Source organism: Planococcus dechangensis, assembly GCF_042654465.1.
Lineage (GTDB): Bacteria > Bacillota > Bacilli > Bacillales_A > Planococcaceae > Planococcus > Planococcus dechangensis.
In genome coordinates, this window is record NZ_JBHSGL010000005.1 from 1,859,158 (window position 1) to 1,885,257 (window position 26,100).

General features: G+C 48.9%; 25 protein-coding genes and 1 riboswitch. Of the genes, 2 read left to right on the forward strand and 23 right to left on the reverse strand.

All coding sequences use genetic code 11. From position 1 onward, the window contains the following. Positions 1 to 7: 7 nt before the first annotated feature. The 6 genes from ACFO5U_RS12350 to ACFO5U_RS12375 all read right to left on the reverse strand — a co-directional run bounded on the left by ACFO5U_RS12350 (position 8) and on the right by ACFO5U_RS12375 (position 5,766). Complete coding sequence (locus ACFO5U_RS12350) at positions 8 to 772, reverse strand: ABC transporter ATP-binding protein (RefSeq protein WP_377279369.1); 765 nt, start codon at positions 770 to 772, stop codon at positions 8 to 10. After that, positions 754 to 1,569 (reverse strand): ABC transporter ATP-binding protein, encoded by an 816-nt coding sequence (locus ACFO5U_RS12355; protein WP_377279370.1) that lies wholly within the window; start codon positions 1,567 to 1,569, stop codon positions 754 to 756. The genes ACFO5U_RS12350 and ACFO5U_RS12355 overlap by 19 nt, the downstream gene beginning before the upstream one ends. Then, the gene (nikC, locus tag ACFO5U_RS12360) at positions 1,566 to 2,402 is read right to left on the reverse strand and encodes a nickel transporter permease (RefSeq protein WP_377279371.1); all 837 of its coding nucleotides are present in this window, start codon (positions 2,400 to 2,402) and stop codon (positions 1,566 to 1,568) included. Before nikC ends, ACFO5U_RS12355 begins: the two co-directional genes overlap by 4 nt. Beyond that, the gene (gene nikB / locus ACFO5U_RS12365) at positions 2,399 to 3,346 is read right to left on the reverse strand and encodes a nickel ABC transporter permease (RefSeq protein WP_377279372.1); all 948 of its coding nucleotides are present in this window, start codon (positions 3,344 to 3,346) and stop codon (positions 2,399 to 2,401) included. The genes nikC and nikB overlap by 4 nt, the downstream gene beginning before the upstream one ends. Further along, positions 3,347 to 4,873, reverse strand: a complete 1,527-nt coding sequence (gene nikA, locus ACFO5U_RS12370; protein WP_377279373.1) for a nickel ABC transporter substrate-binding protein — start codon at positions 4,871 to 4,873, stop codon at positions 3,347 to 3,349. A gap of 548 nt (positions 4,874 to 5,421) precedes the next feature. Further along, complete coding sequence (locus ACFO5U_RS12375) at positions 5,422 to 5,766, reverse strand: DUF6176 family protein (RefSeq protein ID WP_377279374.1); 345 nt, start codon at positions 5,764 to 5,766, stop codon at positions 5,422 to 5,424. A gap of 193 nt (positions 5,767 to 5,959) precedes the next feature. Between ACFO5U_RS12375 and ACFO5U_RS12380 the strand changes: the two genes are divergently transcribed. Next, positions 5,960 to 6,877, forward strand: coding sequence for an iron-hydroxamate ABC transporter substrate-binding protein (locus ACFO5U_RS12380; protein ID WP_377279375.1), 918 nt, complete (start codon positions 5,960 to 5,962; stop codon positions 6,875 to 6,877). A 313-nt stretch (positions 6,878 to 7,190) separates the two neighbouring features. On the opposite strand, the gene ACFO5U_RS12385 is transcribed toward ACFO5U_RS12380, so the two are convergent. From ACFO5U_RS12385 to katG, 6 genes are all read right to left on the reverse strand, one after another. Further along, the gene (locus ACFO5U_RS12385; protein WP_377279376.1) at positions 7,191 to 7,745 is read right to left on the reverse strand and encodes a hypothetical protein; all 555 of its coding nucleotides are present in this window, start codon (positions 7,743 to 7,745) and stop codon (positions 7,191 to 7,193) included. Between the two features lie 180 nt (positions 7,746 to 7,925). Beyond that, positions 7,926 to 9,017 (reverse strand): M42 family metallopeptidase, encoded by a 1,092-nt coding sequence (locus ACFO5U_RS12390; RefSeq protein WP_377279377.1) that lies wholly within the window; start codon positions 9,015 to 9,017, stop codon positions 7,926 to 7,928. A gap of 241 nt (positions 9,018 to 9,258) precedes the next feature. Continuing rightward, positions 9,259 to 9,753 (reverse strand): LURP-one-related/scramblase family protein, encoded by a 495-nt coding sequence (locus ACFO5U_RS12395; RefSeq protein WP_377279503.1) that lies wholly within the window; start codon positions 9,751 to 9,753, stop codon positions 9,259 to 9,261. A gap of 135 nt (positions 9,754 to 9,888) precedes the next feature. Beyond that, the gene (locus tag ACFO5U_RS12400; protein ID WP_377279378.1) at positions 9,889 to 10,455 is read right to left on the reverse strand and encodes a DUF4256 domain-containing protein; all 567 of its coding nucleotides are present in this window, start codon (positions 10,453 to 10,455) and stop codon (positions 9,889 to 9,891) included. Positions 10,456 to 10,660: 205 nt separating this feature from the next. Continuing rightward, positions 10,661 to 11,317 carry a hypothetical protein gene (locus ACFO5U_RS12405; RefSeq protein WP_377279379.1) on the reverse strand — a complete coding sequence of 219 codons (657 nt, stop codon included), beginning with the start codon at positions 11,315 to 11,317 and terminating at the stop codon, positions 10,661 to 10,663. Between the two features lie 210 nt (positions 11,318 to 11,527). Next, positions 11,528 to 13,783, reverse strand: coding sequence for a catalase/peroxidase HPI (gene katG, locus ACFO5U_RS12410; protein ID WP_377279380.1), 2,256 nt, complete (start codon positions 13,781 to 13,783; stop codon positions 11,528 to 11,530). A 295-nt stretch (positions 13,784 to 14,078) separates the two neighbouring features. On the opposite strand from katG, the gene ACFO5U_RS12415 reads away from it, so the two are divergent. Beyond that, entirely contained in the window at positions 14,079 to 14,651 is a 573-nt protein-coding gene (locus ACFO5U_RS12415; protein ID WP_377279504.1) for a YdeI/OmpD-associated family protein, read from the forward strand. Between the two features lie 179 nt (positions 14,652 to 14,830). On the opposite strand, the gene ACFO5U_RS12420 is transcribed toward ACFO5U_RS12415, so the two are convergent. From ACFO5U_RS12420 to ACFO5U_RS12470, 11 genes are all read right to left on the reverse strand, one after another. Then, entirely contained in the window at positions 14,831 to 15,472 is a 642-nt protein-coding gene (locus tag ACFO5U_RS12420) for a Yip1 family protein (protein WP_377279381.1), read from the reverse strand. A gap of 294 nt (positions 15,473 to 15,766) precedes the next feature. Beyond that, positions 15,767 to 16,783 carry an ABC transporter ATP-binding protein gene (locus ACFO5U_RS12425; RefSeq protein WP_377279382.1) on the reverse strand — a complete coding sequence of 339 codons (1,017 nt, stop codon included), beginning with the start codon at positions 16,781 to 16,783 and terminating at the stop codon, positions 15,767 to 15,769. Next, positions 16,780 to 17,787 (reverse strand): ABC transporter ATP-binding protein, encoded by a 1,008-nt coding sequence (locus ACFO5U_RS12430; RefSeq protein ID WP_377279383.1) that lies wholly within the window; start codon positions 17,785 to 17,787, stop codon positions 16,780 to 16,782. Before ACFO5U_RS12430 ends, ACFO5U_RS12425 begins: the two co-directional genes overlap by 4 nt. A gap of 13 nt (positions 17,788 to 17,800) precedes the next feature. Continuing rightward, the gene (locus ACFO5U_RS12435) at positions 17,801 to 18,631 is read right to left on the reverse strand and encodes an ABC transporter permease (RefSeq protein ID WP_377279384.1); all 831 of its coding nucleotides are present in this window, start codon (positions 18,629 to 18,631) and stop codon (positions 17,801 to 17,803) included. 23 nt (positions 18,632 to 18,654) lie between these two features. Beyond that, positions 18,655 to 19,599, reverse strand: coding sequence for an ABC transporter permease (locus tag ACFO5U_RS12440; RefSeq protein ID WP_377279385.1), 945 nt, complete (start codon positions 19,597 to 19,599; stop codon positions 18,655 to 18,657). Between the two features lie 68 nt (positions 19,600 to 19,667). Then, complete coding sequence (locus ACFO5U_RS12445; RefSeq protein ID WP_377279386.1) at positions 19,668 to 21,251, reverse strand: ABC transporter substrate-binding protein; 1,584 nt, start codon at positions 21,249 to 21,251, stop codon at positions 19,668 to 19,670. A gap of 350 nt (positions 21,252 to 21,601) precedes the next feature. After that, positions 21,602 to 21,706, reverse strand: a riboswitch (SAM riboswitch). A 101-nt stretch (positions 21,707 to 21,807) separates the two neighbouring features. After that, positions 21,808 to 22,578 carry an alpha/beta hydrolase gene (locus ACFO5U_RS12450; protein WP_377279387.1) on the reverse strand — a complete coding sequence of 257 codons (771 nt, stop codon included), beginning with the start codon at positions 22,576 to 22,578 and terminating at the stop codon, positions 21,808 to 21,810. A 156-nt stretch (positions 22,579 to 22,734) separates the two neighbouring features. Continuing rightward, positions 22,735 to 23,688 carry a homocysteine S-methyltransferase gene (mmuM, locus tag ACFO5U_RS12455; protein ID WP_377279388.1) on the reverse strand — a complete coding sequence of 318 codons (954 nt, stop codon included), beginning with the start codon at positions 23,686 to 23,688 and terminating at the stop codon, positions 22,735 to 22,737. Between the two features lie 46 nt (positions 23,689 to 23,734). After that, positions 23,735 to 24,472, reverse strand: a complete 738-nt coding sequence (locus ACFO5U_RS12460) for an amino acid ABC transporter ATP-binding protein (RefSeq protein ID WP_377279389.1) — start codon at positions 24,470 to 24,472, stop codon at positions 23,735 to 23,737. After that, the gene (locus tag ACFO5U_RS12465) at positions 24,472 to 25,191 is read right to left on the reverse strand and encodes an amino acid ABC transporter permease (RefSeq protein ID WP_377279390.1); all 720 of its coding nucleotides are present in this window, start codon (positions 25,189 to 25,191) and stop codon (positions 24,472 to 24,474) included. Before ACFO5U_RS12465 ends, ACFO5U_RS12460 begins: the two co-directional genes overlap by 1 nt. A gap of 21 nt (positions 25,192 to 25,212) precedes the next feature. Continuing rightward, positions 25,213 to 26,025, reverse strand: a complete 813-nt coding sequence (locus tag ACFO5U_RS12470; RefSeq protein ID WP_377279391.1) for a transporter substrate-binding domain-containing protein — start codon at positions 26,023 to 26,025, stop codon at positions 25,213 to 25,215. Positions 26,026 to 26,100 lie beyond the last annotated feature (75 nt).

A 26,100-nucleotide genomic window follows, 5' to 3' on the forward strand; every position in this document is an offset into this window, starting at 1 on the left:
CTCCTGTTCAGTCAAATAAAGAAACCAGTTCTTTCGTATAAGCATGCCGTTCTTTTGCAAACAACTCTTCTTTCGAAAAGCGGTCGACGATTTCGCCGTCTTTCATGACCATCACTTTTTGGCTCAATGCCTGTATGGCCGACAAATCATGGGAAATGAACAAATAAGACAAGTCCAATGCGTCGCGCAAGTGATCCAACAGCTTCAAAATCGACATTTGGGTCAGGACGTCCAAACTCGACGTCGGTTCATCGAGCACCACGAGCGAAGGCTCCAGGCTGATGGCGCGTGCAATCGATATGCGTTGCTTTTGACCGCCGCTCAGCTCATGGGGATAGCGCGATAACAGGTCAGGCGACAGCTCCACCGCTTCCATGAGCTGGCGCGCCATGTCTTCTTCGCTGCCATGTTGGAAGTGCGTCAACGACAGCTGTTTCCCGTACTGGCGAAGCGGCTCCATCAACGAATGTCGGATTTTCAACTTCGGGTTGAGCGAGGCGGACGGGTTTTGCATGACCGTTTGTATATGGCGCCGGTACGGTCGGATCTCCCGTTCGGTTTTATTGTGCAAGGGCGTTCCTTCAAAGAAAATTTCACCGCCGTCAAGCTGCTCTAGCTGCAAGATGCAGCGGGCTAGCGTGCTTTTACCGCATCCGCTTTCGCCGACGACGCCGACACATTCCTTTTGGCCGAGTGTAAAGTTAATGTCTTTTAGCACCGGGCTTCCGGGTTGATAGGATTTTTGGACATTGTTCAATTGCAATAATGGCACACAGAGCCCCCCCCTCTCAACAAATCGGATGCCTCAGATAAGCTCGGGGATGCCGCAATCAATGACTGGGTATACGGATGTTGCGGGCGGTCCAGAACGCTCTCCTTGTCGCCCTGCTCCACGATTGCGCCTTGTTTCATGACGATAATTTGGTCGGCGTGTTTTCGGACGTGCCGCAGGTCGTGGGTGATGAACAACATCGCACAGCCGGTTTCTTGCTGCAGATCTGCGAGTAAGCGTAGCACTTTAAAAGCAGAAATGCTATCGAGTGCTGCCGTCGGTTCGTCGACAATCAGAAGATCTGGCTTTGCCAGCAGCGCCAATGCAATCGAGCTGCGCTGAAGCTGCCCGCCGCTCAATTGAAACGGATAACGGCCGTACATTTCCGCCTTCAGCCCGACCGACTCGAGCGCACGTTCCGCCCTGTTGCGCCTTTCCCTTTTCGGCAAGCGGAAATGGGTTTTTAAAAACTCATCAAAATGGCGGCCAATCGTATGAAACGGCGTGAACGAGCCTTGGTAATCCTGAAACACGTATGAAATCGACGTGCCGCGCAAACGGCGCATTTTTTTCGCGGAAAATTCCAGCAAATTCTCTCCCATATAGAGAGCCTCCCCGCTTGCTGTTAAATTCGGGGCGAGCAAATGGCCGATCGCCGACGCCGTGACACTTTTGCCGCTGCCGCTCTGTCCAATGATGGCGAGCCACTCGCCCTGCTGGATATCGAAGGAGACATCCGACACGAGCGGACGGCCAGCGATTTGGACCGATAAATGATTCACCGACAACAAAGTCATTGCGCCACTTCCTTTTTCACATCAAATTTATCACGTAAATAATCACCGAGTACATTGGAAAATAGCACAACGGTGACAATGGCGAGTCCTGGGTAAATCATCAAAGCCGGTACCGACTGGAAATACGGGCGGGCTTCGTTGAGCATTGCCCCCCATTCCGGTGCGGGCGGTTGTGCCCCAAGACCGATATAAGATAAAGAGGAAATGAGCAAAATGATTTTTCCTAAATCAAGGCTCGCCAGTACTAGAATATGGCCGATGAGATGGGGAAACAAATGCTTGCCCATAATGCGCCACTCGCTCAAGCCGTTGATTTTGGCCATCGTGATGTAATCTTTCTGCCGTTCCGTGACGACCGTGCTGCGAGCGAGCCGCGCGTAATTAACCCATTTGACCAATACAATCGCCAGCAAGAGATTTTCAATGCCGGCACCGAGCAAACCGCTGAGCACGATCGCCACGACCGTATCCGGAAACGCCAAAAACGCATCCGCGATCCGCATAAGCAGGCGGTCGATCACCCCGCCCTTAAAGCCGGCGATGACGCCAAGCGGCACACCGATGGCTACCGCCAAAACTAGGGCCAAAAAGCCGTATCCGACCGTCAACTGAAAGCCCAGCAAAATACGCGTCAGCACATCGCGGCCTAAATGGTCGGTGCCGAAAGGATGCTGCCAGCTTGCTGGATGCAGGCGCTCATTCAAATTGACGAACGACGGGTCATGTTTCAAAAACAATAAGGCATACCCGGTAATGGCCGCAATCAACACAAGGATGACGATTAAAAAAAGCCTATTCAGTCGGATTTTATTCAGACGAAATTGAGCGATCATCCAATTTCCCTCTTTTCTTTCAAGCGCAGTTCCGGATTCAAATAGCGATACGACAAATCCACTGCGCTATTGATGGCAAACACCAAGATGGCCATGACGAACATATAGCCTTGAATGACAGGATAATCCCGCCCACGAATCGCATCGACGACCATTTTGCCGATTCCCGGATAGGCAAAAATCACTTCGATGACGACCACTCCGCCGATCAGGCTGCCGAGGCTGACGCCGAACACGGTGATAACTGGAGGCAAACTGGCCCGCAGCACATGGCTGAAGAAAATCCGCGTCTCCGGAATCCCGCGGGCGCGGGCGGCGCGGATGTTTTCCTGATTCAAGGAATCAATCAAACTCGAGCGCAACAAGCGCACATAGACACTCGAAATCGCGAGCCCTAAGGTAATAGAAGGAAGGACGGCAGAATGCAAGCCGTCCCTCCCCATTGTCGGCAGCCATCCTAAGCGCACGCCGACCAAATCAATCAATATGAGCCCAAGCCAAAAACTTGGAATTGCCGCACCGAGCAGCGATACGCCGCGGCTCACTTGGTCGATCCAGCTGCCTCTGTAAAGGGCGGCGAGCGAACCGAGCGGCAACGCGACAAGCACCATAACGAACAGCCCGCCGAGCGTCAATTCCAATGTCGCCGGCACGCCGCTCCACAGCATGTCCATGACAGGCTGATTGGAACTATAGGAATTCCCGAAATCGAGCCGCACAAAGTCAGCCAACCAGTTCCCATACTGGACCAATAGCGGCTCATTAAACCCCATGTCTTCGCGCAGCTGCTCCACTTGCTCGTTCGACACCGACAGATCGTCCACTTTCAAGATGGACAGCACCGGGTCTCCCGGTGCCATGCGTGCAAACAGGAAGCTGACAAAGGTGATCAATAGCAGAAAGACCGCCACTTCCGCCAAACGGCGGGCCAAAATACGAAACACTTACTTCACATCCAATTCGTTCGTCAGCATATAGTATTCGCTTCGCGTCGTCGTCCAGTTTTTCACTTTGTCGGAATTATAGGCAACGAGTGTATTTGGATGCAGCACAAACGAATTGTACATTTGTTCGTCCACATAACTGGCGATTTCTTCCGCAATGCCTGAGCGCTCTTGTTGCCCGACGACCTGATTCAGCTCATTGATCATCGCAGTCAAATTATCATCGTCCGCGCCGCTGAAATTGAGTGCGCCGTTCGGATGATAAGTCGCGTTCAAATAATAGCCGGCATCTCCGCGCGGTGCCGTCAAATTGCTGTAGGTCGTCAAATCCCAATCGCGGTTGGCAGCCATATGCTCTTCCGGTATTTCGATCTGTTCAATCGTTACGTCAATGCCGAGTTGCCCCGCGTCCGACTGGAACACTTGGGCAATCAACGGCAAATCCGCACGCGCGCTGTAAGTCAGAAGCGTCCAAGTCAACGGCTCCCCGTCTTTTTGCATCACGCCATCTTGTTCTTCATAGCCAGCCTGTGCTAGATGCGAACGGGCTGCTTCAATACCGTATTGCTTTTCCGGATAATCCGGCGCAAAGGAGAAAGAAGAAGGAAATGGGCCTGTCGCTACTTCCGCATGGCCGCTCAAAATCGTCTCAGCAATCGTTTCACGGTCGATCAGTGCATCGATTGCTTGGCGGACATGGACATCTTTCAACGATTCACGCTGCAAGTTCATGGTCATTTGATGGACGCGGAATGTCGAAGTCGATTCCACAGTGACGCCGTCGATCGCTTCTAATTGCTCGACTGTTTCCACTTCCGGGCGGAAGACGATATCGGCGCCTTTTGATTCGAGTGCAAGCGAACGCGCATTGGCGTCTTCATTAAATGAAAATCTCGCTTTTTCCAGCTTGGCAGCCCCATCCCAGTAGCCTTCAAAGCGCACAAGGTCTACAGCCGTGCCAGGTGTGAACGATTCAACGGCAAACGGCCCGGTGCCGACCGGTTTATTGATAAAATCACTTTCTGTGACATCGATGATTGATGTGTTCGGGTGGACCAGTTCAGAGGGAAACTCAGGGAACGGCATTGTCGTTTTGATCTGCAATTCAAACCCTTCCGCAGCAATCGACTCGATGCGCAATGCGTTTTGAATCGCCACATTATCGGCCATCGCACGTTCTAGTGAAGCTTTTACCGCTTGTGCGTCCATCGGATTGCCGTTTTGAAACTGTACATCTTCACGAAGTTGGATCGTCCAGTTCTCGCCGTCTTCGCTTTCCCAGCTTTCCGCGAGCCACGGCTCAATTTCCAAGGTTTCGTCATTCAAGTAAATCAAGGTCTCAGAAATACCTGCCCGCAGCGGCACATAGCTCGTATCGACGTGGGGATCGAGCGAACTTGTCGCGAAATTAAACAGCAAATTCACTTGTTTCGGTGCATCCGTTCCGCCTTCTGCAGAGTTACTGGAGCAAGCTGATAACAACGCCATGATGGCTAATACGGTAAAAATAACTATGGTCTTTTTCATTAAAATCCTCTCCTTTTGGGGTAGTTAAATCATCATGACAGCTTTTTTCACCATCAAAAAAGTAATCATTACGATTTAAAAAATCAAAAAAATTTGCCCTGGCTATCAGGGCGTGGGGGGTAATTCAATATGTACAATGTGCACTGGCTGTTATTCATTCTAAACTTGGCGTTGTAAAAGGTAATCATTACGTTTTACATCATATACCTCTGCGGCAAACTGCGCAAGCTTGTTTTGGAAAAAATAGTTCTACCCTATAAAAAAGGACAGGCTTCGAATCGAAGCCCTGTCCTTTACAGAGTGTTGGATACGTCTATGATTCAAGGTAAATAAAAAAGTGATCACTTTTTCCACACTCAATCATGAATGATCTATCTCAGTATTTGGAGAAGCTTATCGCTCGACTCCAGTGGAACAGCGAGACGGCCGAGACCCCGCAAGAAGCGAAGCGGATGAGGAGGCTTGGGCGCGAGCCCACGGAAAGCGAGCGATAAGCTTCGGAAAATACGACTTCTTCACTTCCTCGACAGCCTGTCCTTTGCGCCCCTTTATTTCATGCTCGCTCTGACCTTTTGCGGAATCATAACTGCCCCGACGGTCAGATCGACAGCTTCGAAACTAGGGTCGATGCATTCACGCCAATAGGCCATATGCTTTTCATCGATCCAATGTGTCGACGTTTCCACTGACTGGCCGCCTTCCCCTTGTACAGAATACCAATACAAATACTCCGCGCCTTCGAGTGTTTCCCGGAAAATCGTCTCTATATACATATGCTCGCCATCTAGTGTCACGAGCACATCTTCCATATGCTCATTCAAAAATGCCAGCCATTCATCCACCATCGCGGACTTTCCTTCCTTTACGCGAAATCGCGTCAGTTCGACATTCATCTCCATCACCTCTTGATTGTTTAGTTTCATCGCACTTTAAAGTTCATCAATAGCTTCCAAAATTATCTTTCACAAGTTTATTGACAAGGCGAAAGCTTAGCAGTAGGATAAATAAGAATCTAATTGAAAATGATTATCATTATTGATTAAAGGGATTGATTGGTCATTTGATCCCCTAAAGGAGAAGAGAACATTGAAAAAATCAGGATTATTGCTCATGCTTTTACTTGTTTTTGCTGCATTGAGTGCTTGCGGCGCTGCTCAATCGGCAGAGGACACTAGCACGCCAAATGAGACGGAAGCAGAAACATTTACATACGAGTCGGAAATGGGACCGGTGGAAGTGCCGACAGACCCTCAGCGCATTATTGCGTTGACGAACGCGCCGAACGTGTTGGCGCTTGATGGCCAGATTGTCGGCATCGACGAGTGGACCAATGCGAATCCGCTGTTTGAAGATATGCTGGCAGACGTGGAAATCGTTACAGAAGACAATTTGGAAAAAATTATCGAGCTGGAGCCGGACCTCATCATCGCCGGTTCGCATATGAAAAACCTCGACAAGCTGAACGAAATCGCCCCGACCGTCGCCTTTACATGGGGACAGCTTGATTATTTGGATCAGCAAGTAGAAATCGGCAAATTGCTTAATAAAGAAGCGGAAGCGACAGAATGGGTCGCTGATTTCCAAAGCCGTGCACAAACAGCGGGTGAGAAAATCCGCGAAACAATTGGTGAAGACGCGACTGTGTCGGTCATCGAAAGCGGCAATAAGGAATTTTATGTATTCGGCGATAATTATGCACGCGGCACAGAAATCCTCTATCAAGAAATGGACTTGAACATGCCGGAAAAAGTACAAGAGTTGGCGCTTGAAGCAGGCGTCTATACGTTCTCACAAGAAGTGTTGCCTGACTTTGCCGGTGATTACGTCGTGCTCAGCAAAAACCCTGATGTCGACAACTCATTTATGGAGACAGATGTCTGGAACTCCATCCCTGCTGTCAGCGAAGGCCATGTAATTGAAATCAACACAAAAGCCTCCACTTACAGCGATCCGATTACATTGGAACATTTATTGGCCATTTTTGAAGATTCTTTCAGCCAGTAAACCTTCTAGATTGAACGGCCTTCCAACTGAATGAAGTTTCAATAAATGAATAAGAGCACTCCTCCGAACGGACTTCCACTACCCCCCGGAAGCCGTTCGGAGGAGTGCTCTTATCGTTCTTGACGCGAAAAGCAGCCTTGGCGTGTAAATTGCGCTTCGATTTTCAAATACGCTTTAATTTCCGTGAACCCTCTGCGTTTCAGCTAGCGCATGGACAGAGGCACCGGCTCACCGCCTTTAATGTCATCGCCGCACACGCCGCTGCATACTGGTGGATCGTTGAACATTCAACCACACCCTCCCCTCCAAAAACTTATTGTTTCAGGCGTTGCGATAAATCCTGGTCGCTCGTATAAGTGAGCTTCCCGATCTTACCGGGTTCAGTCGTGGAAAAAAGTACGATGCCATCTACCTCGGCATGCTGTTTTTTGCCTCCAGCTTGTTGAAAAGCGACTTTCGCGGTGAACGAATAACGGTTGCCCACTTGTTCGCTTTGTTCGATATCCACGTCTTTCAAGACTAACTCATACCCATAAATATCCGCCAGGCTGATGAAATAGGTGCCGAATACACGCATGAAAACGTCCAGCTCGCTTGCCGTGAAAAACGGGCCGTATGTGTCTGCTACGTAGCTGTCGAACGCCTCGTTCACTTCCACACCGTCGACCAGCTTTTTATTGGCCGGATTCCACATAGCCTCAAGCAGTTCCCGGTCCGGTCCATTGAATTGAAGCGCCAATACGCTCTCAATCGTCTCCATGTTCGGGTCATCCGCCTGTGCTTCCATACAGCCTGAAGTAACGATTGCCAGGAAGAGCAGCACCAGCGCTGCGCCCACCATTTTTATTATGTATGTCCGTTTCTGCATCCCGCTCTCCTCCTTTGTACTTAATACGCGGAGCACGCCAGTAAGTTTCAATTATTTGGAATTTAATGAGGTGAATAATAATTTACGACCGGAAGGCCCATCTACCAAAAAACGCCTCTTGGCCAGTTCCCATGCGGGTCGCTGGCCAAAAGACGCAATGCTTGTTCATTAAGGAGATTTTTAAGTATCCAAAAAAGTTTTGCCGGTTAATTGTGCTGATGACAAGATGAATGCTTCTACCAAACGGACCGTATTTTCAAGGTCTGTCAAATCGACAATTTCAATCGGCGTATGCGTATAGCGAGACGGAATGGAAACAACACCAGACGAAACGCCTTTAGCCGTCGTATGGATCGCTCCAGCGTCTGTGCCGATGCCCATGAAAATTTCCTGTTGGTACGGAATGCCCCGTTCAATCGCAGCTTTTTCAAGTAAGCCTGTCACAAGCGGATGCGAGATCAGCGATTTGTCCGCAATTTTGATGCACGGCCCCGCACCGAGCGTCCGTGTGCCTGTCATCAACACATCATACGTGTCACTTGTCGGCGTCGTATCGATCGCCAGTGCAAAGTCCGGCTGCAAGTTTGAACTCAACACCGAAGCGCCGCGCAGCCCAACCTCTTCTTGCACGGTAAATGCAAAATGAATATCGCCGTGTGGACGATCCGTTGCTGTGTGGAATTGCTCGATCAATTCGATGAGCACCGCGCATCCCGCGCGGTCGTCCAGTCCTTTTCCGACGACGCGATTTTGTTTGGCGTCTCCGATCTGTTTCAATTCGCTGCCGTAACTGATCGGCTGGCCGACTTTGACGCCCATCTGTGCCACTTCTTCCGGCGAGGCTGCGCCAATATCGATATACAGCTGGCGGTGTGAGTCGATGCGTTTCGGGTCGTCCCATTTCACATAATGGACGGCAAGTGTGCCGATCACGCCGCGGATATAGCCGCTCTCCGCCTTGATCGTCACCGGTTGGGCAAGCAGCGTACGATTATCGAATCCGCCGAGCTGCTCGAAACGCAAGGTGCCGTTCGCTTCGATTTTCTTGACGATAAAACCGATTTCATCAGCGTGGGCAGCGAGCAGAATGGACGGCATCGAAGGGTCCGTCGCGGAAATTGTCGCGATGACATTTCCGAGCGCGTCGACCTCCAATTTGCTTACTTTATCTTCGATGCTCGTTTTGATATAACGCTGGACATCTTGCTCAAAGCCGCTCGGGCCTACTAGTTCACATAATTCCTTCAGTAGCATATATCCTTTCAGCTCCATCAACTCATCCTTTCGCGCAGTTGGATCCCAACTACATACCTGTTCTTTCTTGCTCTAGCTTAGTAAAGTTCGAAAGAAGATAAATCCAAGTATAAAGTTTTTGGAATTTTTTATCAAATAGCTCTTTTAAATTTGTTATGTACGGATTCCGCAAAAAAGCACCCACCAAAAAAGTGAGTGCTGGCTGCTCGAATTAGTTGCTGTAAAACGCGCTAACCGATTTTACAGCTTAGATTTTTAATCAACTTCCAGCTGAAGCCGCAGCGGCCTGGTCTGCCTTCACACAGTCAATCGCCACGACAAGCGAAATGACTAGATGTTCCAACTCCTCATCAAGCACTTGAACTGCATAACTATCGCCCCAGCTGAACCATTGCTTGCTGACGGAACCGATTACTGCGCCATTTTTTACAATATCGAATTCCATGTCCCACCAATTTCCTTGAACGTCGATACCCGCTGCTTCAATGGCATAGCGCTGCTTAAAGAACGTGAAATCCTTTTTGATCGTAACTGCTTCCTGCCCGTCCACTTCAACAAAGAAAGTCGGCAAGAAGCTGAAGGTCTTTTTAGTGATGAGCGTAATTTCATTGCGCTCGGCATCCAAAATGGAAAAGGTCTTGGGGATTTTCAAAAAGCTGCCTTCCACAAAATATACATCCCGCTCCTGCTCGTCTTTTACCGTAAACTTTTCGCTCAAACTGAACACTTTCTGTTTGATGAACAATTGTTTCACTTCGGTTCCACCCTTTCCTATCGTTTCCATTGATGACACGCTATTGAGTCACCAATTACAGTATCAACAAATTGACTTTGGTTCCACGTGAAACATCAAGAACTTATTGGTTCGCACTCACCAGCCCTATCCCCACTAAACTTTCAATATCCCGCGGAAGCCTCTTGCCGCATAATACGAATCCGCCCCGTTGTGATAGACGAAAACTTGGCCGTAACGGCGATCGCCGAAAATCGCTCCGCCCAGCTCCCGGATTACTGGGGGCGTCTCAAGCCAGCTCGACGTTTTCAAATCAAATTCACCGAGGGTCTGCAAAAGCCGATATTGTTCTTCGTTCAATAGCTCGATGCCAAGTTCTGCGGCCATCCCAACTGCTGAATTTTCGGGTTTATTCTTTTTTCTCGACTCGAGCGCTTGATGGTCGTAGCATACGCTCCTGCGCCCTGTTGGACTTTCCTTTGCGCAATCACAAAACAAAAACAGCCCCGTCTCCACTTCATAGCCGATAACATCCGGCTCACCGCCGGTTTGTTCCATCTGCTGCAAATACCACAACTTTTCTGGCTGTTCCTTCAGTTTCAGCAATACATTGTCCCATGCCATTTTTTCGTGTCGCTCGCCGTTTTGTTCGAAGCGTTCTTTTAGTGTAGCGAGCAGCGCACTTTGTTGTTCTTCGCTGAGTTGCCTGTCATTTGCATCCATTGGAAAGCCTCCTAATGTTTTCGATTGTGCGATCATGCCGCTCTGCAGGTTCACTGTACTTTACTGTTTAGACACGCTCACCAAGTTCTCCTGCATTTTTCGTTTTACAGTTATAAGATCGCAACACTTATAAGAAAAAGCCGCTTAATTGAGCGGCTTCGACTGTTCGGCAAGATGAATTTGTTATTGAATCGTCTTAAATTTGTTATTTATCCCTCACTACAATCGCATACTGCGAAGCCCCATCTGCCGTGTCTGCATAAAATGTAATTCGATAATTCTCGACGTAATATAGGCTGACATAATCCTGGGTTTCGGATTGATCAAAAAACACTTCGCCTTCTTTCTCAAGTACCGCATCAATTTCTTCAAATGTCATGCCGATACGTGCCCCGAAAATATCAACGTCCGGGTTCGCGATCAGGAATCCTGAAGCTTTGTCATCACTGTCCAGAAAATAACCGTCTATTTCATCAAATACGACAAGGCGGCTTCCGAGAAAGAATTCATCATACGTTGGCGTGCCGTAATACTCCAGCAAATCTGCCAAAGGCGTACCAAGTGGAAAATCGGTCGTAATGCCTGCTTGATCTTCAGGCACTCCCTTGTTTTCTTCCTCCGCAGAACTTGTTTCCGTTTCATCCGTTCCAGTCTCTTCTTCCACGCCTGACTCTTCCTCTTCTTCCGATTCGCCGGAATCACCAGACGCCGTCGTTGTTTCGACTCCCGTTTGTTCGGTTGCTTCACTTTCGGCGGGCTGTTCTGTAGCAATGTCGGCAGTCCCGCACCCAGCTACAAACAAAGCTGAACTAACAACCCCAATACTCAAACTCTTTTTGAAGAAATTCTTTTGTTTCGGCAATACAATCCTCTCCTTACAGTTATTTGAACTCGACCCAGTCAAATTCATCTCGCTGTTGTGGGAAAATGTACTCTAAGTTGATGGCTCTTGCCTCTATATTATCATTAAGTTATTGAATAAATTTCATTTTTCTGAAAACTAGGTGTAAATTGGCGATTTTCTACAAAAAAATCCAGCCAGGTATGGTACCCTGGCCGGACTCAGTGCATCTTATTTGTTTACTAGATCGAAACGATCGGCATTCATCACTTTGTTCCATGCTTTGATGAAGTCGCGGACGAATTTTTCTTTATGATCGTCTTGTGCGTATACTTCAGCAATGGCGCGCAGGATGGAGTTCGAACCGAATACGAGATCAAAGCGCGTAGCAGTGCGAACGACTTCGCCTGTTGTACGGTCTTTGCCTTCGTATTTATTGAACTCGACTGGTGTCCATTCGATATTCATATCCAATAGATTGGTGAAGAAATCGTTTGTCAGGACACCGACATTTTTCGAGAAGAAGCCTTCTGTTGCGCTTTGGTAGTTTGCGCCAAGTGCTCGCATACCGCCGACTAGCACAGTCATTTCAGGTGCTGTCAAGCCAAGCAATTGTGCTTTATCAAGCAGCATCTCTTCTGGGCTTGTCGCATATTCTTTCTTCTGGTAGTTTCTGAAACCGTCTGAGATCGGCTCCAACACTTCAAAGCTTTCTGAATCGGTCTGCTCTTCAAGAGCATCTCCGCGGCCTTGTGTGAATGGAACTTCGATATCAAAACCAGCCGCTTTTGCAGCTTGCTCGATGGCAGCATTACCGCCAAGAACGATCAAGTCAGCGATGCTTACTTTATCGCCCGTTTCTGCTTTCAAATGCTCATAGAAATAAAGCACTTTTTCCAATTCTTCCGGCTCGTTCGCTTCCCAGCCGCGCTGCGGAGCAAAGCGGATGCGTGCTCCATTGGCACCGCCGCGCTTGTCTGAACCGCGGTATGTGCTAGCAGAAGCCCATGCTGCTTTTACGAGCTGTTGCGGGCTCAATCCGCTCTCGAGGATTTTCGCTTTCAGCTCAGTGATTTCTTTGTCTTTTAATGTGCCTGGCGCTGCCGGCACTGGGTCTTGCCAAATCAAATCTTCAGCTGGCACTTCTGGTCCCCAGTAACGGTTTTTCGGTCCCATGTCGCGGTGAAGAAGTTTGAACCATGCACGCGCGAAGGCATCTTGGAACTCTTCCATATTTTCATAAAAACGACGGGAAATCTTTTCGTACTCAGGATCTACGCGAAGCGCCATATCTGCAGTGGTCATCATCGTTTTCACTTTGATCGAAGAATCTTCTGCATCCGGTGCCATCTGCTCTTCAGATAGGTCTACTGCTGTCCATTGGTAAGCGCCGGCAGGAGATTTCGTCAATTCCCACTCATAGCCTAGCAATTGCTCGTAATAGCCGTTATCCCATTGGATCGGGTTGGCAGTCCAAGCGCCTTCGATACCGCTTGAAATCGTATCGCGGCCTTTTCCTGAACCGTGAGAGCTCTTCCAGCCAAGACCTTGGTTTTCCATCACCGCGGCTTCTGGGTCGTCGCCTACGTTGGATGGATCTCCAGCGCCGTGCGCTTTCCCGAATGTATGTCCGCCTGCGATGAGTGCAACTGTTTCTTCATCGTTCATCCCCATGCGGCCAAATGTCTCACGGATGTCAAAAGCGCTTGCCAGCGGATCTGGTTTGCCGTTTGGACCTTCCGGGTTTACATAAATCAAGCCCATTTCAACAGCAGCGAGTGGGTTTTCCAGTTCGCGGTCTCCTGAATAACGGTTATCCGACAACCACTCTTTTTCATTGCCCCAGTAGACGTCTTCTTCAGGCGCCCAAATATCTTCACGGCCTGCCCCGAATCCGAAAGTTTTGAAGCCCATCGATTCAAGCGCCACGTTGCCCGTTAAGACAAGCAAGTCAGCCCATGAAATTTTGTTTCCGTATTTTTTCTTGATCGGCCAAAGCAAACGGCGCGCTTTGTCCAAGTTGACGTTATCCGGCCAGCTGTTAAGCGGCGCGAAACGCTGGTTTCCTGTAGACCCGCCTCCACGTCCGTCCATCGTACGGTAAGTACCTGCAGCATGCCATGACATACGGATGAACAATCCGCCGTAATGGCCATAGTCAGCCGGCCACCATTCTTGGCTGTTGGTCATCAAATCGCGAAGATCTTGCTTTAATGCATCGTAATCCAATTTCTCGAATTCCGCTTTGTAATCAAACTCTTCCCCGAGAGGATTCGATTTTGTATCATGCTGGTGAAGGATGTTGACGTTCAACATATTCGGCCACCAGTCTTTATTTTGCGTTTTGCCTGGCTTGTTCGATGTTGTAATCGCACTATCAGTGTGCCCGCCTGTTTGGCTCGTTGGCTGCTGCCCGCCTCCGCCCGTTACTGGACATTGTGCATCTGATGCAGCTGTGTGGCGCTTTTGTTCATTGTTGTTTTCCATCTTTTAAACCCTCCTAAAAATAATGAAAAATGGTGAACTTTGACTTGAAACAGTTGTTGCCAAATATTGCTAACAGCATATAATAATTCTTACATTAGAATTATACTAAACTGGGAGAGAACTGAACAGCAATAAGACTGTAAATTTCGGTAAATCTTTTTAAACTATGCGAACGCACAGAGCTCGTATGCCCATTTTTGGAAACTGTCCATCAAATCAGGCTTCTCCATACATCCACTCTGTCCATTCCATTATAATTGAAACAACGATCAGGGCCGCAAAGGAGGTGTTCAAGCTGGAGATTGAGAATTTGCTCAAGGTGAAGACGAGACAGGAATTGCGTACATGGCTCAAGGAAAACTCAACTACAGAAAAATGCTGCTGGGTAGTCGTCAGCGTGGCAGAGCGTCCTGGAGTGCTCCAGTATGTGGATGCCGTTGAAGAAGCTTTATGTTTCGGTTGGATCGACGGCATCAAGAAGAAAGTTTCCGAAAGCGAAGTGGCACAAAGGCTGTCTCCGAGAAAGAAAAGGAGCAATTGGACCGAGCTGAATAAAGAACGCGCCAGAAGGCTCCAAAAACTCGGCCTGATGACACAACAGGGCTTGGACGTTCTCCCCGATATGCGGGCCGAATCTTTCAAAGTCGACCCGGAAGTGGAAATCCGCCTGAAACAAGACCCTCAAGTGTATGGGAACTTCATGAACTTCCCTGAACTGTACCGGCGCATCCGCATTGATAATATCCAAGGATATAAAGAATATGACCGCAGCATTTTCGATAAACGCTTGGACAAATTGATCAACCATACGCGTGACAATAAAATGTACGGCCAGTGGAACGATAATGGCCGCTTAAGCGATTATTGAAAAAGGCTTTATTTCCCGGGAAATAAACGCAACAGGCTTTAAAACCAATAAAAAAATAGAGCGCTTCTCATCCGTTTGAGCAGGTTGAGAAAGGCGCTCTATTTTCTTGCCGTTTTGCGCTCAAAGCTAAACAAGCTCCGAATTAGGAAATGACCTTTCTTACCAACTAGTATAATCCCCTAGAAAAACTGGTTAAAGAATGAAGCAAACAGCACAAAGACAATAACGAGCACAAAAATCGTGATCAAGATGCCGGGTATGACGACGATGAAAAACCCTTTCCAAGATGAAACACGATGTGCTTCCCCTACCGCTTTGCAGACAATGATGAATGTCCAAACGGAAACGACCGCCATGACGATGGACATAATGACGACAATCAGATTTCCTTCCACATCAGTCCGGTCCGCAAAGAAAGTTTCCGGTGCAGCAAAAGCCCAAATAATCAGAAGCGGCAGCAGCCAGATTTGCGGTATCTGCGCAGTGACCAGCGCTTTGAACATTTCCTGATATGTCGCGGTTCCTTGGAACAGCCGTCCAACGAGCGTCAATACTGCGGCACCGATGAAATAACCGAATGCACTCCCTATCGGACCGGTGATCAGCGCCTGAAGAACTGCAGCCCATGGTTCCATATTTGCGCTGCGGGTGTTCATGAAACCAATCAGCCCCGAAGCAAACCCTGTCAGGACAATAAGCAAAATGATGAACTTGGCCGATTTGCGTTCAATGACGAAGCGGACGGTTTCACGGGTGCGCAGCCAAATATCGGTGAACGGATTCACCCCGCGCTCGTTGTGTAATCGTTCCTCCCTTACCATATTTTCTTCCTCCTTCCCTTCGATTATCACAAGAGCTGACCGCAGCATCTCCCATTTTTCTCCTATTTTCTCAATACCCCCTTTTGCTTTTTTATATCGAAATCCACACGTGTTTTTAAAGCTTATTGTGTAAGGGTCCAACTATTCGGAGAAAAACTGAGTCTCTGCTTAGCTTGACGTTTGGGGATAGACAGTAGAAGTTTATTGGGAACAGGTTCTAAGCTTCGGTTTGGAATTGAAAAAAGGAATTCGCTTATGCTGCAGATACATAAGTGAATTCCTTTTATCCAGTGCTTATACGAGCGTAGTGATTTTAGTGGGCTCGGTTTTTTCCGCCGCTTCAATGGGATAGAAACAAGCGACTTCCTGGCCATCCCATCCTCTCGGCTCGAGTGCCGGCACTTCGGCTTTGCAGCGTTCCGTAGCAACGGGGCACCTTGTGTGAAACACACAGCCGCTCGGTGGGTTTGCCGGTGAAGGCAGTTCGCCGCTCAATACAATGCGTTCCCTGCTCCTCTCAAGTTGCGGGTCGGGAATCGGAACCGCAGAAAGTAGGGATTGTGTATAAGGATGCTGCACTTGCGACTGAAACGAACCCCTTCCTGCCTTCTCCATCACTTTCCCTAAATACATGACGGCAACACGGTCTGCCAAATGGTTGATGACAGATAAATCGTGCGCAATGAACACATAAGTCAGCCCTAATTGTTTCTGTAAATCCTGCAGGAGATTGATGACTTGTGCTTGGACAGAAACATCCAGTGCACTGACCGGCTCATCGCATACCAGCAGCTCTGGCTCAAGTGCAAGAGCCCTTGCAATGCCGACCCGCTGACGCTGCCCTCCTGAAAACTCATGGGGGAGCTTGTGATAATGCACATCGGGATTCAAGCCGACCAGCTCAAGCAACTCCTTGACCCGCAACTCCAGACGTTCCGTCTTTTTATACGCCTTCAAAGGAGCCGCCACGCTATCCCCGATTTTCATTCGTGGATTCAAGCTCGTGTATGGATCTTGAAAAATCATCTGCACATTGCGCCTCATCTCATGGAGCTCTTTAGCACTGGCTTCCGAATAATCTTTGCCATTAAACAAAATCTCACCAGCAGTCGGTTGCTGCAACCCGACAATGCTTCTCGCGAGTGTGCTTTTCCCACATCCAGATTCACCGACGATTCCCAGCGTTTCGCCTTTTTGGACTTGGAGATCGATGCCATTCAGCGCTTTAATGGAATTGGCCTTACGTTGCAACAAGCCATTTTTCACAGGGAAGTGGACATGCAAGTTTTTGATATCCAATAATGCACTCATCGCATGAGCACTCCTTTCAACTGGGCTTGCGCTGATTCAAACTGGGCAGTGGACAGAATGCAAGCAGCCGCATGATCGCCATCCCGGCTTTCCAGTGCCGGTTCAATCAGCTTGCATGATTCACGGGCAAACGGGCATCTCGGTTCAAATGCACATCCAGGCGGCCGCTCAATCAAACTTGGCGGCTGTCCATCAATCGGAATGAGACGTTGCGGGCTATTTTCCTGGATTGTAGGGATCGAGCGCAGCAGCGACCACGTATAAGGCATGGAGGTCCTGTAAAAAATATCATCAGCACTTCCCGACTCCACAATTTTGCCTGCATACATCACCAAGACATGATCTGCCAGACGGGCCACGACTCCCAGGTCATGTGTGATAATCATAATCGCGGATCCGTATTTTTTCTGGATTCGCTTCAATAAATCAAGAACCTGTGCCTGAATGGTCACGTCCAGTGCAGTTGTCGGCTCATCGGCAATCAACAACTTCGGATTGGAGGCGAGAGCCATGGCAATCAGTACCCGTTGGCGCATTCCTCCAGAAAATTGATGCGGATAATTATGCATGCGAACTTCCGGATCGGATATACCGACATCCACCAGCAATTCAACCGCTTTGTGCCACGCTTCTTTTTTCGGCTGTTTCTTATGTGCTCGGATGGCTTCGACTAGCTGCTTCCCGACTTTAGCGACAGGGTTTAAACTCGACATCGGATCTTGAAAAACCATCGCAATGTCATTTCCCCGAAGATTACGGAGCTCTTTTTTGGTCATTTTTAAAATTTGCTTGCCTTCAAAATACACATCCCCTTTTGGATAGGTCGCAGGCGGCTCAGGATTGAGCTTCATCAGCGAATGAGCGAGTACGCTTTTGCCACTTCCTGATTCCCCGACGATGCCGAGCGTTTCCCCTGGGCGTATCGAAAATGAAACGCCGTCTACAGCTTTCACGACTCCATCGGGCGTTTCCAAGTGTACGTGGAGACCTTCTACCTGTAACATTCAATCGCCCCTTTTATGCAAGTTTAGTTTTGCGCTTTCGTTTCGTTTGGTACGGATTAAAACTGTCGCGAAGCCCGTCCCCCAGTAAATTCAAAGCAAGAACGGTAATGACGATTGCCAGCCCTGGGAAAATAGAATACCAAGGGGCGATGGTTATATAAATCTGCGCTTCTTGCAGCATGTTGCCCCAGGTCGGTGTCGACGGGTTGACGCCGACCCCTAGAAAGCTTAGCGCCGCCTCTGCTAAAATGGCTTTCGCAAAAATGAACGTGCTTTGAACGATGACCGGCGAGAGGATATTCGGCAAAATGTATTTGAGGATAATGACTGCATGGCTAGAACCGGTCGTCCTGGCCGCTTCAATATACGACTGGTTTTTCACTTGCAAAGTGGCCGAACGGACAACTCTGGCCATGACAGGGAAAAAGGCGAGCGTTAATGCAATGATGATATTGGTCATGCTGCCTCCAAGTGCAGCGACCAGTGCCAATGCAAGAATGAGCGCTGGAAAAGCGAGAAAGCCATCAATGATCCTCATCAATACAAAATCCACTTTCCGGAAATAACCCGAAATCAAACCGATGGCGGTTCCTGCGATAGTGGCGAACAAAGCGACTATTACGCCTACACTTAGCGACACCCTCGCTGCAACGACCGTTCGGGCAAATATATCCCGCCCGAAATCATCGGTCCCGAACCAATGCACTGTGGATGGCCCAGTCAATCGCTGTTCCGGGGAAATTGCTGCAGGAGAGAAGGAAAGCCAGACGTTTGCGGTGATTGCGGCCAACGCCATGACTAGCAATACAGTTAGCGCAATTAAGTTCGTTTTCTTTTTAAGCATCCGTTTCTTCTCCTTCCAAGTGGTCAATCATAGCGGATCCGCGGATCCATGAACGTATAAAGCAAATCCACCAGCAAATTCACAAACACGTAGATTCCGGCAATGAACAACACAATTCCTTGCACGACCGGATAATCACGGCGATGGATAGAGTCGACCAATAGCTGGCCGATGCCGGGAATCGTAAACAAGGTTTCAATGATGACGGTGCCGCCGAGCAAACCGGCAATCGTTGCCCCGAGAACGGTTGTTGTCGGGATCAATGCATTCGTAAACACATGATTCCTCAACACATCGCGTTCACGGACTCCTTTGGCACGAGCTGTTTTTATGTAGTCCTGGTTGATCGAATCGAGCATACTGTCGCGCAGCATTCTGGCGATGATGCCGACCTCTACGATAGCTAGAACAAATGACGGCAACAGGATATGGTGAATCCAGGCATCCACGCCTTCTGTCAGCGGCATATAGCCGGCGACCGGAAAGATCGGCAACGTGACCCCGAACCCGAGCACCAGAAGTGTCGCGAGCCAAAACTCGGGAATAGAGACGCCAAATAAAGAAACCGAGGTGAAAATTGGATCGAGTACCGTTTTACGGAGTGCGACAATCATCAGCGCCACAGGTATTGCAATGACCAGCAACATGAAAGTCGACAGTGCCATCAGGCTGAAGGTCGGGCCGAAATTTTCAAAAATCAATGAAGTGACCGTTTGTGACGAATAAACGGAAGTGCCTAAGTCTCCTGTCGCCACTTGTGAAATCCAGTTGAAAAACTGAATGTATAAAGCTTGATCCAACCCAAGCTGCCGTTCCAAATCGGCAATCGCTTCGGGTGAACTGTCTTCTCCCAAAATCAGAAATGCGGGGTTTCCAGGAGTCAGATGCACGATCATAAAGACGATGACACTGACCACGAGCATGACAGGTATGACCGATAATAAACGGCGAATCGTGTATTGCAGCAATGCGTTCCCCTCCTCTTTGAAAAAGAAAGAAAATCGCCAGCATCGTTCCTGACGATTTTCTTTTCTTATTATGGTGTTTTATACGTATTCCAGAACCGCGGCCCATACCATTCGCTGTAATTCTCGATGTTTGATGAGCGTGCACTGAGGTTTGAAATGTTTGTCACTTTTTCAAAAGGCAATTCTTCGTAAAGGGTTTCGTTCAAGCCTGCAAGAATTTGCTGCTTTTCTTCCTCAGAATCTGTGGCAGCCCATTGCGAAATCAAGCCCTGCCATTTCTCGCTGTTGTACCAGCCGCTGCTGTTTGAATCCTGGCTCAGCATGCCGGCCTGGTTCGGCGAGAAGAATGGAGACCAGCCGACCACGACCAGATCCCAGTTGGATGGTTCTGCCCATTTCTCCAAATAGGTAGCCCATTCATAAGATTCCAGCTCAACTGTAAACCCCGCTTCTTCGAGTTGTTGCTCGGCAATCTCCGCAATTTTTTTATAGTCGCTGGAGTCGCTGGAGAAAATAATTTTAATGGGTTTTCCGTCATAACTGCTTTCTTCCAACAATTGTTTCGCTTTGTCCAAATCATAGGAAAGGAATTGATCAATGTTTTCATTGGAGTAGAGAGCTGTTTGGTTCGGGGTGAACAACGCCCCGTCCAGCTCGTAGAACTCCTCATTGCCGTAAGTGGCTTTGGCAATGGCCTCCTTATTCAGCGCCGCATTTAAAGCTTGGCGGACTAGCACATCGTCAAACGGCGCCTCCGACTTATCCGGCGTCAACACCGTGTATCCATTGGTCGACGTATCGGCTTCAATACTTGGCGTATTCTCAATCACCTCATACAGGTCGAGCGGAATATCATCGCCATAATCGTAAAGCCCTGTTTTCAATCCATTGACGACGACTTGAGGGTCTTTCACAATTTTGAAATGAATGGCATCGACAAACGCTTTTTTCTCTCCTGTGAGCCCGCTCGTCTCATCTGTTCTGGAAGCGTAGCCTTCGTATTTGGCTAAGACAATTTCATCTCCACGCTTCCACGAGTCAAATTGGAATGGCCCTGTTCCGATATACTGGTCATGGTCAAGAGGCTGTTCGCCGGCAGCTTCAGCGACTGTTGCCGGCAGGATGACTGCAGCCGACTTTGGAGCAGCCAAGTCAGATAGCAAGGAACTGTAAGTTTTGTTCAACTGTATCTTCAATTGCAGATCCTCATCAGCCTCGACCGACTCTACGTGTTCATTAGTGATCTTGCCGACAGAAGACACCTTCAGCCAGCGTTCAATCGAAGCTGCCGCATCTTTTGCGGTCACAGCTTCCCCGTTATGAAACGTAACTCCCTCTCGTAAATTGATAGTGTACGTTTTTCCATCTTCGCTCACTTGATAATCTTCAGCGAGAAGAGGCACGGCTTCGTAATCTTGGTTTAATGCAAACAAGCCTTCGTACACGTGCCAGCCGATTTTACGGGCAGCACTTTCACCCGTATACATCCAGTCGAGCGTATTCGGATCAGCTCCGATTGCTACGTTCAACTCGCCGCCTTCAACAGGCTCGGAACCCGCTCCAGAGTTTTCAGTACTGGCTTCACTGCCGGTACAACCGGCCAAACTAATAAGTGCAAATAAACTGATGAGTAAAAAGATAATGTTCTTCACAATAGTCCTCCTTATGTATAAAAAGATGATTCGATGTTTCCCACACCTAGCACTAATCGGATTTCCAGGTGGTGGTGGAGCCAGTCGCGATTCCAGCTAGTCTATCCAAGTTCCCATATCTTCATGCAAGACTCGAAGTGTTTTCCCGTGAACATAACATTGCGCTGACCCGACCTATTGAATATATCCTTCCACGCCTTTTTAGCTGACTTAATGCCGCGCGCACTTGCCATCGTCGATTCCTCCTCTCAAAACTTATTTAACTTACCCGCTTACTAGGTTTTAACCATAAAAAACCCCCTGCTTCTTTTTGACAAGAAGAGGGGGTTGGGTAATACCGTTGAGCGCCTCTCTTATCTTCCGTACAAACTGTACGTGGAATTAGCACAGTGCCACATTCGTGGTCTGCTGCTTTGACGTCTCAGGGCCAGTCCCTCAGTCAATCTCGATAAGATGATTAAATTGTAAAGTTCATACTACGTATCCTAGATCTGTTTGTCAACATTATTTTGAAGAAATAGAATTTATTTACAAAATTCTCGAATTTCCATTGTCTTTATAGCTTGTCTCCAGCCGGCAATACACGGGCTTGTTTTATGAATTGAACTGTTTTTTCGACGATGACATCCAGTTCATGGTCCATAGAGGCGATGTGATAGGAGTTGTGCAGTTCGTGCTTCATTGTATGTCCGGATCCGACTTTGCTGAGAATAGAGTCGGTATTGCCCGGCGGCACGACATGGTCTTCGAGCGACTGGAAACAGACGACCGGACAACGTACGGCTGAAAGTTTGGCGTCGACGGCATCCATATAGCGCAATAATTGCTGATACGCGTGGACCGGCGCTTGCTCGTAAGTGATTTCTACCGCATCCGCTTTTTTGATGTCCGGTCGATCTTCAGCAACATAAGCAAGAGGCGGCTGACTGCGGTAGGTTTCAAACGCAGGGATGTCGATCGCCGGATTGATCAAGGCTATTCCTTCAATGTCCGGATAACGGCTGGCCAAATCCAAGCTCAAGGTCCCGCCCATCGATTGCCCGATGACAAAAACGGTCGAACAGCTTGCTTTCAGGTCCTGATAGGCTTGTTCGACTTGTGCAAACCAATCTTCGAAGCCATATCGTTCCAAGTCTGTGAAATGCGTGCCGTGGCCGGGAAGCCTCGGACAGGACACCGTATAGCCTTGTGCCGCAAGCGCCTCACCCAGTTCTTTGACGCTTTGGGGTGTGCCCAAAAAGCCATGGCACAGCAAGATGCCGGTGTGATTGCCTTCCAGGAAAAACGACGACGCCTCTTCCATGACGGGGTATTGCTCTTTAACCATAGAGATCCTCCTTTGTTTTTTTAAAAGTTAGGAGGATCTCTCCTACCTCATTGTAATCCAGTCCTTATGCTGAAAAAGCTTATTCACATTAGACTATATTTAAAACCTACTTGTCAACTGGGTTTTAAAATCGCACAACGGAGGCAGTCCTATTGGCTAAACTTGCGAGGGGTTGAGGTCGCGTGACCAAGACGCCACGTCGGCAATATCATCAGGCGTCGTGCTGCAACAGCCGCCGATAATTTGGGCGCCTGCTTTGTGCCACGCTTTCGAGTTGGCTGAAAAAGCATTGGCCGACGGCTCTTCGCTCCATGTCTTGCTTACCGGATCATAGCTTGCCCCGGAATTCGGGTAGACAATGACCGGTTTTGAAGTCTTGCTTGTCACTTCTTGTATTAACGACTCGATATACTGCGGCGCTGTGCAATTGATGCCGATCGCCGCCACTTGCGCGTGCCCGTCCAGCCAGCCGGCGCAGTCCGCAATTTTTTCCCCGTCGCTGATGTGGAGATGGTCCTTTGCGCTGAACGTGAACCAGGCATAGACGTCCGGAAAATCCTTAAGGATCCTGACAATCGCTTGCGCTTCTGCCAGACACGGAATCGTTTCACATGCCAAGATGTCTGCGCCCGCCTCCACCAACACGCGGATCCGCTCTTGATGGAACGCCACCAGTTCATCTTCTGTCACGGAATAGTCGCCGCGGTATTCCGAGCCGTCAGACAAAAATGCTCCGTACGGGCCGACTGACGCCGCGACGATAGGTTTCGGCCTGCTCGACCGATCCGTCACACCGCTCCAGAATTCATCGCGCGCTTGTGCGGCAAGTTCGACCGACTTTCGGATCAAAGCGATGGCCTGTTGTTCCGTCAACCCTCTTTCTTTGTACCCTTCGATGGTCGCCTGATAGCTCGCTGTAATGGCACAGTCCGCCCCTGCCTGAAAATAATCCATATGTACTTGCTTGATCAATGCTGGGTTTTCCATCAAGACTTTCGCCGACCACAAGCGGTCATTCAAGTCACAGCCATAGTTCTCAAGCTCTGTAGCCATGGCCCCGTCAACTATGACGATAGGGAAGTGATGCAAAATTTGTTCGATCGGGTTCACGGTTACTCATCCTTCCGGTATGTAAATTCATTTTCGCGTCTTTGCTTTAGTCCTTAACCGCTTTTCCTAAAAACTGCCTAGTTCTTTCCATTTGAGGACGCGTGAAGATTTGTTCAGCGCTTCCTTGTTCGATAATGACGCCGTCTTCCATGAAGATGACGCGGTCTGAGATTTCGCGTGCGAAGCTCAGCTCGTGTGTCACGATGAACATCGTTTTGCCGGTGTCTGCTACATTGCGGATTGTGGCCAATACTTCATCGACCAGCTCGGGGTCGAGCGACGAGGTCGGCTCATCGAACAGCAGCACTTCCGGATCGAGTGCGAGAGCCCGTGCGATGCCGACCCGCTGCTGCTGGCCGCCTGATAATTGTGCAGGATAATGGCTAAGCTTATCGCTCAGACCGACTTTCTTTAACATATCCTGGCTCTTCGTTTTTGCTTCCGGCTTTTTCAGTTGCTTGACGCTCGTCAAGCCGACCATAACGTTTTGCAGCACGGTTAAATTTTTGAACAAATTGTATTGCTGGAACACCATGCCGGTCGACGTTCTTAAGGCGAAAATATCGGCTTTTTTGGCCGATGCCACATCCACTCGTTTGCTCCCGATCTCCACGATGCCGCTCGTCGGCTGCTCGAGGAAATTGATGCAGCGCAAAAGCGTCGATTTCCCGGAGCCACTTGGTCCCAAAACCGCCACCACTTCGCCTTTATCGACAGTGAGGTTAATTCCTTTCAACACATGATGGCTATCGTAATATTTATGAATATTTTCCAATTTGATCATCAGGCAATCCCTCTTTCATATCTGCGCGCCCGCTTCTCGATTTTCACCAGCAATCGCTCGACGGCGATGCACAAAATCCAATAGACGATCGATACCGCAATATACACTTCAAAAAACGCCAAGCCGCGGGACCCGAGGATTTTCGCTTGCCCCATAATATCGATGACACCGATGATGAACACAAGCGAAGTGTCTTTGATTGTGCTGATGAACATATTGCCGAGGTTCGGAATCGCCACCGATAAGGCTTGCGGGAAAATGATTTTCAGCATCATCTGCGTCGGGGTCATGCCGATTGCTTTGGCTGCCTCAAACTGCCCTCGGTCCACCGATTCGATCGCCGAACGGATCGTCTCCGACAAATAAGCACCCAAATTGATGGAAAACGCCACGAGCGCATACACTTCCGGGGGAATGCTGTTGACGTCCGCCGACATGAGCCAGCCGTATTCTATTTGAAGAAAATAAATGATTTTCGGGATTCCGTAAAACACGAGGTAGATCTGCACCAAAAGCGGTGTTCCGCGGATAAATGATACGTAAATGGATGAAATGACATTCAGCACTGGCACTTTGTATATTTTGATCAATGCAGCAGCCATTCCGATGAATAAACTCAAAATCAATGAGCCGACAGCGATGCCGATCGTTATGGGCAGCCTCGAAACAATGGCAGGAAAGCTTTCGATCAAGAAATTCAAATCTAGTAAATTTTCCATGGTCTCTGTCCTTCCACTGGCTTATTCGGGGATGTAGTCGCCGCCGGTCCATTTGGTCGACAGTTCAGACAAAGTGCCGTCTTGTTTCAATTGCTCAATGATCGGGTCCAGTAAAGCCTTCAACTCTTCGCCATCTTCCCCGTTTTTCAAGACGATTCCCATGTCGTCGTTGACGAGCGACTGCCCAACAATTTCTACGCCCAAATCATTTTTTTCCAATACCTCATTCATCATGATCGGATCATTGACATACGCATCAACGCGGCCATTTTGCACATCCTGCAAAATCTCCGAAGGGTTGCCGCTTTCGCTGTACTTCAAGTTGATTGGCTCATCAGCCGTCTCGTTGTATTCCTCCAACAACAACGTGTACGAATCGCCCGCCAACGCCCCGACTGCCTTGCCTTCCAAATCTTCAATCGTTTGGATGTCTTCTCTTCCACTCGCTACGGCAATGACCGTTTCCGCTGCAAAATACGATTCGTCCGTGAACAAGTATTTTTCTTGGCGCTCCGGTGTTTTCGCTACTTGGTCGGCGATCGCCTGGATTTTATTCGACTCGAGCGCCAGGAACATGCTGTCCCACGGCACGGCGACAAACTCGAACGTATAGCCGTCCAATTGCTCGTCGATCGCTTTCACGACGTCGACGTCATAGCCTGTCAATTGGTTGTTGTCGTCCGCAAAAGCAAAGGGCGGATAGTCGTTTTGCGTACCAACCAAAATCACTTGATCGCCCGTGGCGCTTACCGCTTCCTCTGATGAACAGCCGCCGAGTGCGCCGATGCTTCCTAATAAAACTAATGATGAGAGTATGTATTGGTTTCTTGTCATGTCCCTAGCTCCTTTTTTATGTGGATTTATTTTATTGTGCCTTCCATTTCAGCCGATGCGTTGCTGGCCTCCTTT